The following is a 15,104-nucleotide window of genomic DNA, read 5'->3' as shown; positions in this document are numbered from 1 at the left end:
TCATTCAGAGTCGGCAAGCCACTGGCGCGGCGAGCGCCCCTGATCCGGCCCCAGCGCTGAAAAGCCGCCGTCCACCGGCAGATCCACACCCGTGATCCAGCCGGCATCGGGCGAGCAGGCGAAGGCCACCACCGCCGCCACGTCCTCGCCGCGCCCCACACGCCCCAGCGGGTGCAACCGGGCACCCACCGCATCGGCGCGTGCCTGATCGCCGCCGGTCATGGCCTCCATGGCGGGCGACCAGGTCCAGGCCGGCGAAACGCTCAGGCAACGAATGCCGCGGGGTGCCAGAGTGACCGCGATGTTGCGGGTGATCTGCAGCAGCCCCGCCTTCGACGCCGGGTACAGCGCCCGCCCTGCCGCACCGAACTTGCCGCCAGTGCTGCCCACATTGACGATGACCGAGCCGTGCCCCATCACCGCCGACGCCAGGTGCGTGAACATCGCCGCCGACACCAGATTGACGTTGAGCGTCTGCAGCCACATTTCGCGAGGAGACGCCAGGCCCTGATCGGCGTACACGCACGCGTTGTTGACCAGAAAATCGAGCCGGCCGAAGCGCGCCATGGCGGTGTCAATGGCGGCCTGGATCTGGTCGTCGTCGGTGATGTCGGCTTCGACATACGTGGCGGCCGCGCCCATGTGCCGCGCGGCGGCCTCGCCGGCTTGCCGCTGGCGGTCGACCAGCAGCACGTCGGCCCCGTCCGCCACCAGCCGGGCGGCAATGTCTCGCCCCAAACCCTGTGCCGCGCCGGTGACGACGGCTACCTTGCCGAGCAGGCGCGCCGCCGCGCTCACGCCAGGGCCTCCGCCACGTCGCCGATGGTGGCCACCAACGACATGCTGCGCAGCGCCGCCGCGTGCACGCCAGGCGCGGCGGCCGCACAGGCGTCTGCCGCCACGCGGACATCAAAGCCCTGGTCGGCCGCATCCCGCACCGTGTTCTCGACCACGGAATGGGTGGAGACCCCCGCGACCACCAGGTGCTGCACGCCACGCATGCGCAGCAACTGCCCGACAGGCGTGCCGACAAAGGCACTGATGCGTGTGTGCGTAACCACGAATTCGTCCGCGCCCGGCTGCGGTGCCAGCAGCTCGAAGAACTCGCTGCCCCAGTCGCCATCACGCGCTGCGCCCAGCGCGATGGCCTGGCGGAAGATGGGCGTATTGCGCGGGCAGTCGGCATAGTCGGGCCGGAAGGCGATGCGCACATGCACGATGGTCCAGCCCTGGTGCCGGGCACCGGCCAGCAGCCGCGCAGCCGCCTGGGTGACAGCCGCGCGGGCAGCGTCGTCCTCGCCCAGCCCGACGCGGATGCGGCCCTCGGGGTGCACCACGTCGTTCTGGTAGTGCAGGGCCAGCAAGGCGGTGGAAGAGGCGGAGGTGGTCGTCAAATAAATACCTCCAGGCTGGCGAACACACTGTCGCAGCTCACCAGGTTCACCCTTTTGAGCTGCAGCTTCCAGCCACCGCCGCCTGCCGGCGCCAGCTTGTGGAACACCTGGCCGGCCAGTTGCCGCTGCTGCAGCCGGTATTCGGTGTATTGCAGGTTGGATCGCACGATGAGATGGCCGGCGGCGTCGAAACCCTCGACCTGGATGTTGCCCACCAGCCGGCTGCTGCGGGTCACAGGTTGCTGCGACCAGTTGCGCGCGTTCAGCAACCGTCTCACACGGGTCTCGCGCAGCATGCGGTCTTCCCAGAACAATGAAATTTGCTCGAAGGGATCCACCTGGTCGTGGTGGCGCGGCACCCAGTAGCGGCCCTCGTCGGTCCACAGGGCCAGCCATTCGTGAAAGCGGCGCTCGTCCAGCAAGCGTGCTTCGTGGAACAGCGCCTGCTCCACGCCGCGCAGGGCGGCCAGATCCAGGTCGCAGGGTTCGGTGGGCGCCAGCGCCAGGTCGATACGATGGTCAAGCAGCATGGGAACACTCCGACGATGCCGAGGCAGCGCCTTCGCGGTGGATCGGTATCACCTTCGGCGACCCCTCCACCACCATGTACTCGCGCCAGGCGGCGAACTGGTTGCGCATGGGCAGCTCGCTGGTGCCATTGGTGGACACCGCGCCGTCGGGCAGCACGGTGTCAGTGCCCAGGTAGCGGTGCAGGCTGACCCAGTCGCCACCCCGGGTGTTGTTGCCCTCCTGGCAGCGGCGGTAGACCTCCACGTCGTCAGGCATCACGTTGGACGAAGGCGAATTGACCACGTTGGCGTAAGTCAGCGCGCGATCCCACACCTCGCGCGGCGCGCCCTTGCAGCGAAACAGCTGGATCTCCACCAGCGTGCGGTCCACGGCCAGCGGTCGTATCACCCGGAACTGCTGAAACACGTTGTGCGGCGAACCACTGCCGTACAGCACGGTGTTGTGGCGGCTCATGCCCAGCACCGCCTGCGCCTGCGCTTCGCCGCGCGCCTCTGCAAGGCAAGCGAAATGCGCACGTGCGACCGGGTCGCGGGTGGCAGCGCGGGCGTCGAAGATGCCCTCCATGTAGCCGTGCCCGTAACGGTAGGCGCGCAGCTCGAGCTTTTCCCAGAAGGCATAGGGCTCGCCATTGCCGTCCTGGATGAGCAGCTCGAAAGGCATCTCGCCGATGGCCTCGGCCTCTTCTCGCGCCGCCACGAAGGAAGATTCGTGCGTCACCCGCGCATGCATCGTGTCGTGCAGGTTTTCGTAGAACACCTTCCAGTTCGACGGCTGCTCGACGCGGAACACGCCGCCCGCCACCTCGACCTCGCCCACGGGCGATCGATCGCACAGGTTGTCGATGGACGATGCCACGCCACCGAGGAAAGCTGTGAGATCGATGCCGGTAGGGCTTTGGCTGGCGAAGACAAAACCCCGATAGCTATCGACGCGGGCCAGCGGCATCATCGAAAACTGCGGATTGGCGGGGTCGTACTCGGTGCCCTCGAAGGCCGTGCGCAGGGGCGCCGAAAAATGCGAGCCGTCGAGCTTGAAAGTCCACGCGTGGTAGGGGCAGCGAAAGAACTTGCCGGCACAGCCGTCGCCTTCCGCCACCAGCTTGGCGCCTTTGTGCGGGCAGCGGTTGTAGAGCACTTTCACACCGCCGTCGGCGGCCCGCACCATCACCACGTCCTGATCGCCCAGGCGTGTGGTGTGGTAGTCCCCGGTCTGGGGCACCTGGCTCTCATGGCCGACGTAGATCCAGGCCTGCCCGTAGATACGCTCCATCTCCAGGGCAAATATCTCGGGGTCGGTATAGACGCGTTTATGCACGCTGTCGGGCCGCACAAGACTGTCTATTTCTTCCTTGCTGATCATGTCCAAACCTCTGCTGAGTGATCTAGTGCACCCAGTGTGGGCAGCTTGGAGCAGCGGCAATAGCCAACATCCGCAAAGCTTCGTCCGGTATCGGCAGCGAAGGGGGAGCCTCTGAAATCGGACGAGTCCGGTGCGATTTGCGGATAGCGTCCGCCCACTGCGGCCACCAGACTTTATGCACCACCTCGTCCTTCCTTCCACTGCCTGGACCGCCCCATGAAAAAACCCCGACTGGCCTGCCTTGCGATTTCTGCCCTTGCGCTGGCCGCCACCGCCCACGCCAGCGAGCCCCTGAAGATCGGCTTCGTCACCACCCTCTCGGGGCCTGGCGCGGTGATCGGCGAGGAGCTGCGTGACGGTTTCGCCCTGGGCATCAAGCACAGCGGGGACAAGCTGGGCGGTTTGCCGGTCACGCTGAAACTGGTGGACGACCAGCAGAGCCCGGACATCGCCCGGCAGGCCCTGGACCGCATGATCAAGAGCGACAAGGTGGACATCGTGACGGGCATCGCATTCTCGAACGTGCTGCTGCCGGTGCTGCCGATGATTCTCAACAGCGGCACGGTCTACCTGAGCCCCAATACCGGCCCGGCGGACTATGCGGGCGCGAAATGCCACAAGAACTTCTTCGCGACCGCGTGGCAGAACGAAGATATTCCAGTGGCCATGGGCAAATTTGCCAACGAAAAGAAATTCAACCGCGTGGCACTGATCGCGCCGAATTACCCCGGCGGCCGTGAATCCCTGACCGGCTTCAAACGACTATTCAAGGGCGAAGTTTCCCAGGAGCTCTACTCCAAGGTCGGCCAGCTCGACTTTTCGTCCGAACTCGCCACCTTGCGTGCCGGCAAGCCTGATGCGGTCTTCTTCTTCCTGCCGGGCGGCACGGGCGTCAACTTCATCAAGCAATTCGGTACCGCCGGCCTGGGCAAGCAAATGGCGCTGCTGGCCCCGGGGTTTTCAGCCGATGAAGACACCTTCAGGGCTGTCGGCCCTGCGCTGCTGGGCACTTACAACGGCTCGCAGTGGTCCCCCGACCTGCCCGGTCCGGTCAACAAGAAATTCGTCGAGGACTTCCAGAAAACCTATGGCCGCGCGCCCAGCATGTACGCCTCGCAGGGCTACGACACCGCCTTGCTGATCGACGGCGCGGTGAAGACGGCCGGCGGCAAAATCGAAGATCGCGAACTGTTCCTCAAGGGCTTGAAGGCAGCCGACTTCCAGTCAGTCAGAGGCGCCTTCAAGTTCAACACCAACCAATACCCCATCCAGAACATCTACATGCGGGTGGTCGAGAAAGACAGCCAGGGCCGCATCACCAACCGGCTGCTGGGCACCACGCTGGAAAACCAGGCAGACGCCTTCGTGGCCTCCTGCACGATGAAATGATGGTCGCGGCGGCTGCTCCCGTTGGCACGACGATCAAGGTGCGGGTTGAAGAGACCTGGCTGACGGCCGGCGATGTGCGGGTGTTCCGCCTGCGTAGCGACGACGCCTTGCCCGGTTTCACGGCAGGCGCCCATGTCAACGTGCAGGTGCGCACGCACGATGGCCGAGACGACTGGCGGCGCTATTCACTGGTCAACCTCGATCCCACGCCCTGCGCCACCGACTCGCCCGCCGACTATCTGCTGGCGGTGCGCCTGGATCCCGCCAGCCGCGGCGGTTCGCACCACATGCACCATGCAGTGCAGACCGGGGACACGCTGGTCATCGAGCCGCCGCGCAACGATTTTGCGCATGCTGCGCACAAGGCTCGCTCGGTGCTGATCGCCGGCGGTATCGGCATCACGCCCATGGCCAGCATGGCCGCGCACGGGCGGGCCATCGGGCAGGTCTTGACGCTGCACTACGCAGGCCGCAGCCGCGCATCGATGGCCTGGCTGCCCGAGTTGCAAACCCTACTGGGGGACGACCTGCGGGTGCATGCGGACGACGAGCAGGGCGGGCCACTCGGGGTGGCCGACATCCTGGCGGGCTGCCAGCTGCAAGATCACGTGTATGTGTGCGGCCCGCAACCGATGCTGGATGCCGTGCTGCGCCACACGGCCCAGTTGGGCTGGGGTTCGGAGCGGGTTCATTTCGAGCTGTTTTCCGCTCCGCAGGGCGAGGCGGCGGACAAGGCTTTCGACGTGGAATTGGCAGGCAGCGGCCGCAGGCTGCATGTGCCCGCAGACCGCACCTTGCTGGACGTGTTGAACGAAGCCGGCTACGACGTGCTGTTCGACTGCGAACGCGGCGAATGCGGCGTGTGCATGGTGCCGGTGGTCTCCGGCGACATCGACCACCGCGACTACGTGCTGACCGAGAACGAGAAAAAGAAGGGCCAGGTCATGCACCCATGCGTGTCGCGGTGCAAAGGCCCGCTGCTGGTGTTGAAGCTGTAGTCCCCAGCCGTCACGCGAGGCTGGGGCACACAACCCGGGCGAATGACCGGCGGCCGATGCGATACCCGCATCGGCCTGCGCCGGCGCACACCCCTCATCGCCAAAGACTTCAGACCATTGATTGCTATAAATATTATAGCAATATATGACCTATTGACAAGCGCTAGAGCACGATTTTGCTTGAAATCAACCCGCGTTCAGCTGCTGCTCCAGCTGGTGCAGCACCTGGTAGCAACCCAACACCCGGCCCACGCTGGCGTTGGGCTCGCGGCCCTCGCGAATGGCGGCGAAGAACTCGCGGTCCTGCAGTTCGATGCCGTTCATCGACACGTCGACCTGGCTCACGTCGATCTGCTCGTCCTTGCCGTTGTACAGGTCGTCGTAACGCGCCAGGTAGGTGGCGGTGTCGCCGATGTAGCGGAAGTACGTGCCCAGCGGGCCGTCGTTGTTGAAGCTCAAACTGAGGGTGCAGATCGCACCGCTTTCGGCCTTCAACTGGATGCTCATGTCCATCGCGATGCCCAGCGTGGGGTGGATGGGTCCCTGGATGGCATTGGCCTGCACGATGGGGCTGCCCGCCTGGTAGGCGAACAGATCGACCGTGTGCGCTGCGTGGTGCCACAGCAGGTGGTCCGTCCAGCTGCGGGCCTGGCCCAGCGCGTTGGTGTTGGTGCGCCGAAAGAAGTAGGTCTGCACATCCATCTGCTGGATGTTGAACGCGCCCTTTTGCACTTGCTGGTGCACGTACTGGTGGCTGGGGTTGAAGCGGCGCGTGTGGCCGCACATGGCCACGAGGCCGGTCTGCTTTTGCAGCGCCACGACGTCTTCGGCGCCTTTCAGGCTGTCGGCCAGTGGAATTTCGACCTGCACGTGTTTGCCGGCCTTCAGGCAGGCGATGGTCTGCTCGGCGTGCATCTGTGTGGGCGTGCACAAAATCACGGCGTCCACCTCGGGCAGCGACAGCGCAGCGTTCAGATCGGTGGTGACGTGGCCGATGCCGTATTTGGTGGCCACTTCGCGGGTCTTTTCCAGGTCGCGGCTGATCAGCGAGACAACCTCGACGCCGTCGATGTTCTGGATGCCGTCCAGGTGCTTGATGCCGAAGGCGCCAGCGCCTGCCAGTGCGACTTTGATAGTCATGTTGCGAGTTCCTATGTTCTTGTATCGAACGGAAGGGGGCCGAGCAGATCAGGCCTTGGCTTCCTCGAGGATGAGGTGTCCCACGGCGGTGTTGGAGGCCGGCACGTGGAAGAAGCGGTGCGCCACGCGCGGCGGCGGGCCGCCTGCCACGTCGGCCATGGCACCGCGTGCGATCAGCCACATCACCAGCTCGATGCCTTCGCTGCCGGCTTCGCGAACGTATTCGATGTGCGGCACCTTGGCCAGCTCGGCCGGCTCGGCGATCAGGCGGTCGAGAAAGCGGTTGTCCCAGTCGGCGTTGATGAGGCCCGCGCGCGCGCCCTGCAGCTGGTGGCTCATGCCGCCCGTGCCCCAGATCTGCACGTTCAGGTCTTCGTCGAACGACTCGACCGCATTGCGGATGGCTCGGCCCAGGTTGAAGCAGCGCTGGCCGCTGGGCGCCGGGTACTGCACCACGTTCACGGCGAAAGGAATCACCGGGCAGGGCCAGGCGCCGTGCTGCGGGTGCTGTTCGCCGCACAGCAGCGACAGCGGCACCGTCAGGCCGTGGTCCACGTCCATCTTGTTGACGATGGTGAGGTCGAAGTCCTGCTGGATCACGCTCTGCGCGATGTGGCCGGCCAGTTCGGGGTGGCCCACCACCTTGGGCACGGGGCGCGGGCCCCAGCCTTCGTCGGCCGACAGGTATTCGCCTGCGGTGCCGATGGCGAAGGTGGGAATCATGTCCATGCTGAAGGCCGTGGCATGGTCGTTGAACACGAGGATGATCACGTCGGGCTTGTTGTCCTTCAACCACTGGCGCGAGAACTCGTAGCCGGCGAAGAGGGGAGCCCAGTAAGGCTCCTGCGTCTTGCCCAGATCCATCGCGGCGCCCACGGCGGGCACGTGCGATGTGAAGACGGATGCGGTGATGCGGGCCATGGTCAGCCTTCCTTCTTTTGCGTCGTGACGGGGGCCGTGGCGTGCGACGCGCCCTGCGGCTGGCGGTGCGGCTGCGCGGAGCCTTCTTCGCCGGTGTAGCGGTTGCCTTCGATGCTGCGGCCACCGCCGATCATCATGTCGCGGTATTCCTGCTCGGTCATGCCCGTCATGCTGCCGGCCATCTGCTGGAAGCTGCGGCCATCGGTGGCGCCGATCTTGGCCAGAAAGTAGATGTTGCCGCCGGTACGCATGCACCAGTTCAAGTCGCGCGTCAGCACGGCCTGCTTTTGTTCTTCGCTCATCGGCCAGGTGTCCAGATAGGCCCGTTCGTCCGTCTTGAAGCGCACGCGGTTTTCGGGCTTCATCAGGCTCATGCAGAACTGGTTCAGCCAGTAGCCCTTACGGCTTTGATCGGCGTCGAAAATGATCGTGCCGGGCACGTCGAGGTAGGGTTTGTCAAGAGCCATGTCGTGCTCCTTCTTACTTGACTTCTTCAGGCCAGTACAAGCGCATCGGGTTGTCGACCAGCAGCTTTTTCTGCAGCTCAGCGGTCGGCGCGATGTGCGGGATGAAGTCCACCAGCAGCCCGTCGTCGGGCATGTGGTCTTTCAAGTTGGGGTGGGGCCAGTCGGTGCCCCACAGCACGCGATCGGGAAATTCTTCCACCACGCGGCGCGCGAAGGGCACCACGTCTCGGTAGGCGTCCTGTTCGCCATCCAGGGCCGGCGGGCCGGCGACAGACAGGCGTTCGGGGCAGCTCACCTTGCTCCACACGTTCGGGTGCTCGCGCATGAACTTCAAAAACAGCGAGAACTCCGGCCCGTCGATGGGCTGGCGCACGTCGGGCCGGCCCATGTGGTCGACCACCACCGTCGTGGGCAGCTGCGTGAAGAAGTCCCACAGCTCGGGCAGATCCACAGCCTCGAAATAGATCACCACGTGCCAGCCCAGCTTCTGGATGCGGCCGGCGATCTCCAGCAACTCGTCCTTGGGCGTGAAGTCCACCAGCCGCTTGACGAAGTTGAAACGCACGCCGCGCACGCCGGCCTCGTGCAGCTCCTGCAGTTCGGCGTCGCCGATGCTGCGGCGTACCGTGGCAATGCCGCGCGCCCTGCCGCCCGCGGCCTGGCACGCGTCCACCATCGCGCGGTTGTCCGCCCCGTGGCAGGTGGCCTGCACGATCACGTTGCGCGCAAAGCCCAGGTGGTCGCGCAGGGCGAACAACTGCTGCTTGCTGGCGTCGCACGGCGTGTACTTGCGCTCGGGCGCGAACGGAAACTCTTCACCCGGGCCGAACACGTGGCAGTGCGCGTCCACGCTGCCGGGCGGCAATTGGAAGCGCGGGCGGCTTGGGCCGGCGTACCAGTCCAGCCAGCCGGGCGTTTTCTCGAAAGGGCCGGAAGTCGGCTTGCTCATGGTGTGAATCGCTTTCTCGGAATTCATGAAACAGGGTCGGGGCCGCGCTGCGGGCGGGTCAGTCCGGCTTGATCTGCGCTTCGCGCACCAGCTTCTCGTAGCGCACCCGTTCGGCACGGACCAGCTGCACGAACAGCTCGCGGTTGCCCGGCAGCACTTCGCCGCCCACCTGGGTCATGCGCTCGCGCACGGCCTGCGTCTGCAACGCTTTCTGCACTTCGGCATGCAGGCGCTCTACCACCGGCAGGGGCGTGGCGGCAGGCGCCACCACGCCGTACCAGACCGAGGCCTCGAAGCCGGGAAAGCCCGACTCGGCGATGGTGGGCACGTCGGGAAAGACGGCGCTGCGCTGGGGGCTGAGCACCGCCAGGACTTTCAGCTTGCCGCTTTGCACGTGCGGCTGCACCTCCAGCGCATTCACGGCGATCAGCGGCAACTGCCCGCCGATCACGTCGGTCAGCGCCTGTGCGCCGCCGCGGTACGGAATGTGCCGCAGCTCGATGCCCGCCGCCCGCTCGAAGAACTCCACCGCCATGTGCGGCGTGGAGCCGTTGCCCGGCGAGGCGAACGCGATGCTGCGCGGCTGCGCCTTCGCGTCGGCGATCAGCTGGCGGATGCTGGCGTAGGGCGCGCTGGCGTTGGCGGCGATCACCACCGGCACGCGGCCGATGAGCGACACCGCCACCAGGTCGCGCTCGGCGTCGAAGGGCGCGGGTTGGTAGAGCGCCATGTTGGCCGCCAGCGCGTTGGCCGTCACCATCAGCGTGTAGCCGTCGGCGGGCGCGTCGATGGTCGCCTTGACGGCAATGTTGGTTCCGGCGCCGGGCTTGTTCTCGATCACGAACGGCTGGGCCAAGCTGGCCGACAGCGCCTGGCTCACGCTGCGGGCCACCGCGTCGACCGCGCCGCCGGCCGAGTAGCCGACGATGACGCGCACTGGCCTGGCGGGGTACGCGGCATCGGCCCATGCCTGCAGCGGCAGCGCCATGGCTGCGCCCGCCGCCGACAGCATGGTCAGCGCGCGGCGGCGATCTGCGCGAAGCAAAGACGGGGCAAGGAGATGAGGGCAGATGGGCACATTGGTCCTTCCGGCTTCAGTCCAACGACACGTTGGCTTTGCGGATCACTTCGCCGAAGCGCTGGCTCTCGGTCTGGATGAACTGCGCGAACTCGGGTCGCGTGGTGGGGAAGGGCTCATACGCGAAGCTCTTGAACTTCTCCAGCAACTCGGGCGCCTTCAGCGCGTCCTCCACGTCCCGGCGGATCTTGTCGGCGACGGCGGCGGGCAGGCCCGGCGGCACCACCAGCGCGTTCCAGCCGGTGACCTCGAAGCCCTTCGGGCCGCCCGATTCGGCCACCGTGGGCACGTCGGGGTAAGAGGCCGACCGCTGCGGTGCGGCGATGGCCAGAAAGCGCAGCTTGGCCGCCCGCTGCAGTGGCCCGGCCGTGGCGGCGGTGCCCAGGGCAAAAGCCAGGTCGCCGGTAGAAACGGCGCTGTAGAGCTGCGTGGTCTCCTTGTAGACCACATGCTCCATCTGCGTGCCGGTGATCGACTCGAACAGCTCGGAGCCCAGATGCACCGGGTTGCCCACCGACCACGAGCCGTAGTTCAGCTTGCCCGGGTTCGCCTTGGCATCGGCGATGAGGTCAGACACCTTCTGATAGCGGCTGGTGCTGCCCACGGTGAAGAAGAAGTACGCCTTGAAGAGCGGCAGCAGCGGGTCGAAGTCCTTGACCGGGTCATAAGGCAGCTTTTTGAAGAGGCTCGGATAGGCGGCCAGGTGCACGTTGTCCAGCACGATCAGATCCGTGCCGTCCTTGGCGCCGCGCTTGAAGGCATCGATGGCGATGAAGCCGTTGCCGCCGGGCCGGTTGTCCACGGTGACGGGCTGGCCCCAGGTGCGCGACAGCCGGTCGGCCACCAGGCGCGCCACGCCATCAGGCCCGCCACCCACTGGAAAGGGCGTGATGATGCGCACGGCCTTGGTCGGGTACGCCTGGGCGTGCGCGGCCAGGGGCAGGGCGGCAGCCAGCGCGCAGGCGGCGCTGGCCAGGGTGGCGATCAAGGTACGGCGGGAGGTACGTTGGGCTGGTGGGCGCATGGCTTTTGTCTCTCGTTGTAGGAATGGAATGGGAAGAAGGCCAGGACAGGAGGTCAGTCGATGTACTTCAGGCCCGCGGCGGCCAGTGGCTCGCGCATCTTGTACATGTCCAGGCCCAGCACGCCCGAGGCCAGCCTGGCGCGCTTTTCGCCCTCGAAGCTCTCGCGCCTGGTGGCGGCGGCCAACGTTTCTGCGGCACGCGCAGCGGGCACGCACACCACGCCGTCGTCGTCCGCCACGATCACGTCGCCGGGCGTGACCAGCATGCCGGCGCACACCACCGGAATGTTCACCGAGCCGATGGTGGCCTTGATGCAGCCCTTGCTGCTGATGCACTTGCTCCACACCGGAAAGCCCATCTCCTGCAGCGTCTTCACGTCGCGCACGCCCGCATCGATGACCAGCGCCCGCGCACCGCGCGCCTGAAAGCTGGTGGCCAGCAGGTCGCCGAAATAGCCGTCGGTGCATTCGGCGGTGATGGCGGCCACCACGATGTCGCCGGGCTGGATCTGCTCGGCCGCCACGTGCAGCATCCAGTTGTCGCCCGGGTGCAGCAGCACGGTGACCGCAGTGCCCGACACCTGCGCGCCGGAGTAGATGGGCCGCATGTGGGGCTTGAGCAGGCCCACGCGGCCCATGGCCTCGTGCACCGTGGCCGAGCCCAGCGCGGCCAGGCCGTCGGCCGCTGCGCGGTCGGCTCGGCTGATGTTGCGGTAGACAACGCCTAGTTCGTACATGTTTGTCTCTCTCCAATGGTTGGGTGCATCAAGGCTTCAGCGCATCACGTTCGTTCCGCCTCCATCCGTTCGGGCTGAGCCTGTTGAAGCCAGGGCGCTGCGCGGCGCTTCGACAGGCTCAGCGTGAACGGGTGGGGGGTGATCCATAACGCCCGCGAGATCAAAGCCCTTGGGCCTTCAGGCGCGCATCCAGGCGCGGGAACACGCGGCGCGCGTTGCCTTCGAAGACCTGAAAGCGTTCGTCGTCGCTCAGGTTCGCCGTGGCGTTCACATAGCGCTTGGTGTCGTCGTAGTAGTGGCCGGTCTGCGGATCGATGCCGCGCACGGCGCCGATCATTTCGCTGGCAAAGAGGATGTTCTTGACCGGAATCACCTTGGTCAGCAGGTCGATGCCTGGCTGGTGATAGACGCAGGTGTCGAAAAAGATGTTGTTCAGCAGGTGGTCTTCCAGCAGCGGCTTCTTCATCTCCTGCGCCAGGCCGCGAAAGCGCCCCCAGTGGTAGGGCACCGCACCGCCGCCGTGCGGAATGACGAACTTCAGTGTGGGGAAGTCCTTGAACAGATCGCCCTGGATGCACTGCATCACCGCCGTGGTGTCAGCGTTCAGGTAGTGCGCGCCAGTGGTGTGAAAGCACGCGTTGCAGCTGGTGCTCACGTGCACCATCGCCGGAATGTCGTACTCCACCATCTTCTCGTAGATGGGGTACCAGTGGCGATCGGTCAGCGGCGGGCTCGTCCAGTGGCCGCCGCTCGGGTCGGGATTCAGGTTGATGCCCACGTTGCCGTACTGCTCCACGCACTTCACCAGTTCGGGAATGCTGGTGGCCGGGTCCACGCCCGGCGACTGCGGCAGCATGGCGGCCGGCACGAAGTGGTCGGGGAACAGCTCGGACACGCGAAAGCACAGCTCATTGCAGATCGCCGCCCAGGTGCTGGACACCTCGAAGTCGCCGATGTGGTGCGCCATGAAGCTCGCGCGCGGACTGAAGATCGTCAGGTCGCTGCCGCGCTCTTTCATCAGGCGCAGCTGGTTGGTCTCGATGGATTCGCGCAGCTCGTCGTCGCTGATCTTCAGATCGGCCACGCGGGGTTTGGCGGCGGGGTCCTTGATGCCCGCGATCTGGGCGTTGCGCCAGTTTTCCAGCGCCTTGGGCGCCGTGGTGTAGTGGCCGTGGCAGTCGATGATCATGCGAAGAGGCTCCGTGGGGTACGCAATAGACAAAAGTGGGGTGCAGGGTGTGTGGAGTGCGGCCGCGTTCAGGCCGGCTCCATGCCTTGGCGCTGCTTGGCGGCCGCCGCAGCGGGCGACGCCAGAAAGGCCAGCAGTTCGCGCGCTGCGCCTTCCTCGGCCGCGCCAGCCACCACGGCCGCGCTGAAGACGGTGGTGATCTGCACCGCATCGGGCAGCGGGCCGATCACGTCGATGCCTTGCAGATGCATCAACTCGCTGAACTGCTGAAAGCCCAGAGCGACATCGCCGCGCGCCACCAGGGTGCCTACGGGTGTGCCGGCAGGTGCCTGCACCGTGCGGCTTTGCACTAGATCGGCAATGCCCCAGCGCTCGAACAACTGCTGCAGCGCCACGCCGCTGGGGCCGGTGGAATAGCCGATGGTGGGCGCCGCCAGCACCGCCTCGCGCAACTGCGCTTCGGTGCCGATGGGCGGGTGCGCGGCGCCGGCGCGCACCGCTACCGCCACGCCCGAGCGCGCTACGTCCACCGTGCTGCCGGGCACGATGCGGCCCGCGGCCTCCAGCTTGGCGATGGCGTCGGACGCCAGCACCACCACGTCGAAAGACTCTCCCTCGCGCACCCGCCGGGCGGCATCCACGCCGCCGACGGATTCGATGGCGGCCTGCATGCCTGATTGGCGCTGCCAGTCCGCCAGCAACTCGGCCAGCAACGTGCGCGTCGCCATCGACGAAATACCGCGAACCAGGGGAGGGGCCATGGAAGATGTCTCCGTTCTATTTGTGCTGGCGACGCCTGCCGTTCGATGCGGGGCGACGCGTTGGATGGGCACCATTTTGCGCAGCGCGGCTGCGTCTGCCCACTGCCCGCGGCCGCTACCAGTTAGAACAAACAGGCATAACGGCTCAGCAGCTATGTCGCGAAGTAGAGATCCTGGCGTAGCATGGCCGGCGCGCGGCGCAGGGCCGCCACACTCTCAGGAGCCCTTTGTCACCGTGGACCTCAAACAGATCGAATACTTCGTGCGCGTGGCCGAGCTGGGCAGCTTCACGCGCGCCGCCCTGGCGCTGTCGGTGGCGCAACCGGCGCTCAGCCGGCAGATTCGACTGCTGGAAGTGGAGCTGCGCCAGAACCTGCTGCTGCGCAACGGCCGCGGCGTGACGCTGACCGACGCCGGGCAGTTGATGCTGGAGCACGGCCGCGGCATCCTGCACCAGGTGGAGCGCGCGCGCGAAGACCTGGGCCGTGCGCGCGGCGCGCTCACCGGCCGCGTCAGCATCGGTCTGCCGCCCAGCCTGGCACGGCGGCTGACGGTGCCCATCTCGCGCGCCTTCCGCCAGCGCCTGCCCGACGCAGCCCTGTCCATCAGCGAAGGCCTGTCGGTGCAGATGCAGGAATGGCTGCAGACCGGCCGGCTGGACGTGGCGCTGCTCTACAACCCGCCCACATCGCCCGAGCTGACGGCCGAGCACCTGATGGACGAAGAACTCTTCGCCGTCGCACCACGCCCCGACACCCGCCCCGGCACGGGCGGCGGCGGCGCCGAGGCGCCCCTGCCACTGGCCACGCTGGCCACCCACCCGCTGATCGTGCCCAGCCGCCCCAACGCCCTGCGCATGCTGCTGGAGCGGCGCATGGCCGACATCGGCTGCAGCCCACGCATCGCCATGGAGATCGACGGCGTTCCGGCCATCCTCGACCTGGTGTCCGAAGGCGTGGGCTACGCCGTGCTGCCCGGCCACGCGGTGCGCAGCGCGGCCCACCCGCAGCGCTATCTGCTGCACCCCATCGAATCACCCCGGGTGGTGGGGCAGCTGCATCTGGTCACCTCCGCGCGGCGGGCGGCGACGCTGGCGCAGCAGGCGACGATTGCCTTGATTCGCGAAGTGGTGGCGGGACTGGAAGGCGCCTGACGCGGCCCAGCTGC

Annotated in this window: 16 protein-coding genes; 3 read left to right on the top strand and 13 right to left on the bottom strand. The window is 66.5% G+C overall.

The genetic code is table 11. The annotated features are described in order from the left end of the window. The 4 genes from RQI28_RS10610 to RQI28_RS10595 are packed head-to-tail and all read right to left on the bottom strand — an operon-like array spanning position 1 to position 3,284. Positions 1–798 carry an SDR family oxidoreductase gene (locus RQI28_RS10610; RefSeq protein WP_311222105.1) on the bottom strand — a complete coding sequence of 266 codons (798 nt, stop codon included), beginning with the start codon at positions 796–798 and terminating at the stop codon, positions 1–3. After that, positions 795–1,394: an isochorismatase family cysteine hydrolase gene (locus RQI28_RS10605; RefSeq protein WP_311222104.1), complete on the bottom strand. Its 600-nt coding sequence runs from the start codon at positions 1,392–1,394 to the stop codon at positions 795–797. Before RQI28_RS10605 ends, RQI28_RS10610 begins: the two co-directional genes overlap by 4 nt. After that, positions 1,391–1,924 (bottom strand): aromatic-ring-hydroxylating dioxygenase subunit beta, encoded by a 534-nt coding sequence (locus RQI28_RS10600; protein ID WP_311222103.1) that lies wholly within the window; start codon positions 1,922–1,924, stop codon positions 1,391–1,393. Before RQI28_RS10600 ends, RQI28_RS10605 begins: the two co-directional genes overlap by 4 nt. Further along, complete coding sequence (locus RQI28_RS10595; RefSeq protein WP_311222102.1) at positions 1,914–3,284, bottom strand: aromatic ring-hydroxylating dioxygenase subunit alpha; 1,371 nt, start codon at positions 3,282–3,284, stop codon at positions 1,914–1,916. The genes RQI28_RS10600 and RQI28_RS10595 overlap by 11 nt, the downstream gene beginning before the upstream one ends. A gap of 216 nt (positions 3,285–3,500) precedes the next feature. On the opposite strand from RQI28_RS10595, the gene RQI28_RS10590 reads away from it, so the two are divergent. Then, the gene (locus RQI28_RS10590; protein ID WP_311222101.1) at positions 3,501–4,673 is read left to right on the top strand and encodes an ABC transporter substrate-binding protein; all 1,173 of its coding nucleotides are present in this window, start codon (positions 3,501–3,503) and stop codon (positions 4,671–4,673) included. Further along, on the top strand, positions 4,670–5,671 hold the full coding sequence (locus RQI28_RS10585) for a PDR/VanB family oxidoreductase (protein WP_311222100.1): 1,002 nt from the start codon (positions 4,670–4,672) through the stop codon (positions 5,669–5,671). Before RQI28_RS10590 ends, RQI28_RS10585 begins: the two co-directional genes overlap by 4 nt. A gap of 186 nt (positions 5,672–5,857) precedes the next feature. On the opposite strand, the gene RQI28_RS10580 is transcribed toward RQI28_RS10585, so the two are convergent. From RQI28_RS10580 to RQI28_RS10540, 9 genes are all read right to left on the bottom strand, one after another. After that, positions 5,858–6,811 carry a Gfo/Idh/MocA family oxidoreductase gene (locus RQI28_RS10580; protein ID WP_311222099.1) on the bottom strand — a complete coding sequence of 318 codons (954 nt, stop codon included), beginning with the start codon at positions 6,809–6,811 and terminating at the stop codon, positions 5,858–5,860. A gap of 48 nt (positions 6,812–6,859) precedes the next feature. Beyond that, positions 6,860–7,732 (bottom strand): class III extradiol dioxygenase subunit beta, encoded by an 873-nt coding sequence (locus tag RQI28_RS10575; RefSeq protein ID WP_311222098.1) that lies wholly within the window; start codon positions 7,730–7,732, stop codon positions 6,860–6,862. A 2-nt stretch (positions 7,733–7,734) separates the two neighbouring features. Next, entirely contained in the window at positions 7,735–8,199 is a 465-nt protein-coding gene (ligA, locus tag RQI28_RS10570; protein WP_311222097.1) for a protocatechuate 4,5-dioxygenase subunit alpha, read from the bottom strand. A gap of 13 nt (positions 8,200–8,212) precedes the next feature. Continuing rightward, positions 8,213–9,148, bottom strand: coding sequence for an amidohydrolase family protein (locus tag RQI28_RS10565; protein ID WP_311222374.1), 936 nt, complete (start codon positions 9,146–9,148; stop codon positions 8,213–8,215). A gap of 58 nt (positions 9,149–9,206) precedes the next feature. Continuing rightward, positions 9,207–10,193: a tripartite tricarboxylate transporter substrate binding protein gene (locus RQI28_RS10560; RefSeq protein WP_311222096.1), complete on the bottom strand. Its 987-nt coding sequence runs from the start codon at positions 10,191–10,193 to the stop codon at positions 9,207–9,209. Between the two features lie 49 nt (positions 10,194–10,242). Further along, positions 10,243–11,250, bottom strand: a complete 1,008-nt coding sequence (locus tag RQI28_RS10555) for a tripartite tricarboxylate transporter substrate binding protein (RefSeq protein WP_311222095.1) — start codon at positions 11,248–11,250, stop codon at positions 10,243–10,245. A gap of 53 nt (positions 11,251–11,303) precedes the next feature. Further along, on the bottom strand, positions 11,304–11,987 hold the full coding sequence (gene ligK / locus RQI28_RS10550; protein WP_311222094.1) for a 4-carboxy-4-hydroxy-2-oxoadipate aldolase/oxaloacetate decarboxylase: 684 nt from the start codon (positions 11,985–11,987) through the stop codon (positions 11,304–11,306). Between the two features lie 160 nt (positions 11,988–12,147). Beyond that, positions 12,148–13,176 carry an amidohydrolase family protein gene (locus RQI28_RS10545; protein ID WP_311222093.1) on the bottom strand — a complete coding sequence of 343 codons (1,029 nt, stop codon included), beginning with the start codon at positions 13,174–13,176 and terminating at the stop codon, positions 12,148–12,150. Between the two features lie 68 nt (positions 13,177–13,244). Continuing rightward, a complete protein-coding gene (locus RQI28_RS10540) occupies positions 13,245–13,937 on the bottom strand; it encodes a substrate-binding domain-containing protein (protein ID WP_311222092.1) in 693 nt (230 codons plus the stop codon). A gap of 235 nt (positions 13,938–14,172) precedes the next feature. Between RQI28_RS10540 and RQI28_RS10535 the strand changes: the two genes are divergently transcribed. After that, positions 14,173–15,090: a LysR substrate-binding domain-containing protein gene (locus RQI28_RS10535; protein WP_311222091.1), complete on the top strand. Its 918-nt coding sequence runs from the start codon at positions 14,173–14,175 to the stop codon at positions 15,088–15,090. Positions 15,091–15,104 lie beyond the last annotated feature (14 nt).

The organism is Acidovorax sp. WCS2018Noco2-16 (assembly GCF_031843945.1).
GTDB lineage: Bacteria > Pseudomonadota > Gammaproteobacteria > Burkholderiales > Burkholderiaceae_C > Paracidovorax.
Note: the sequence above shows the minus strand (reverse complement) of the source record. Positions and strands in the feature narration are given on the sequence as shown.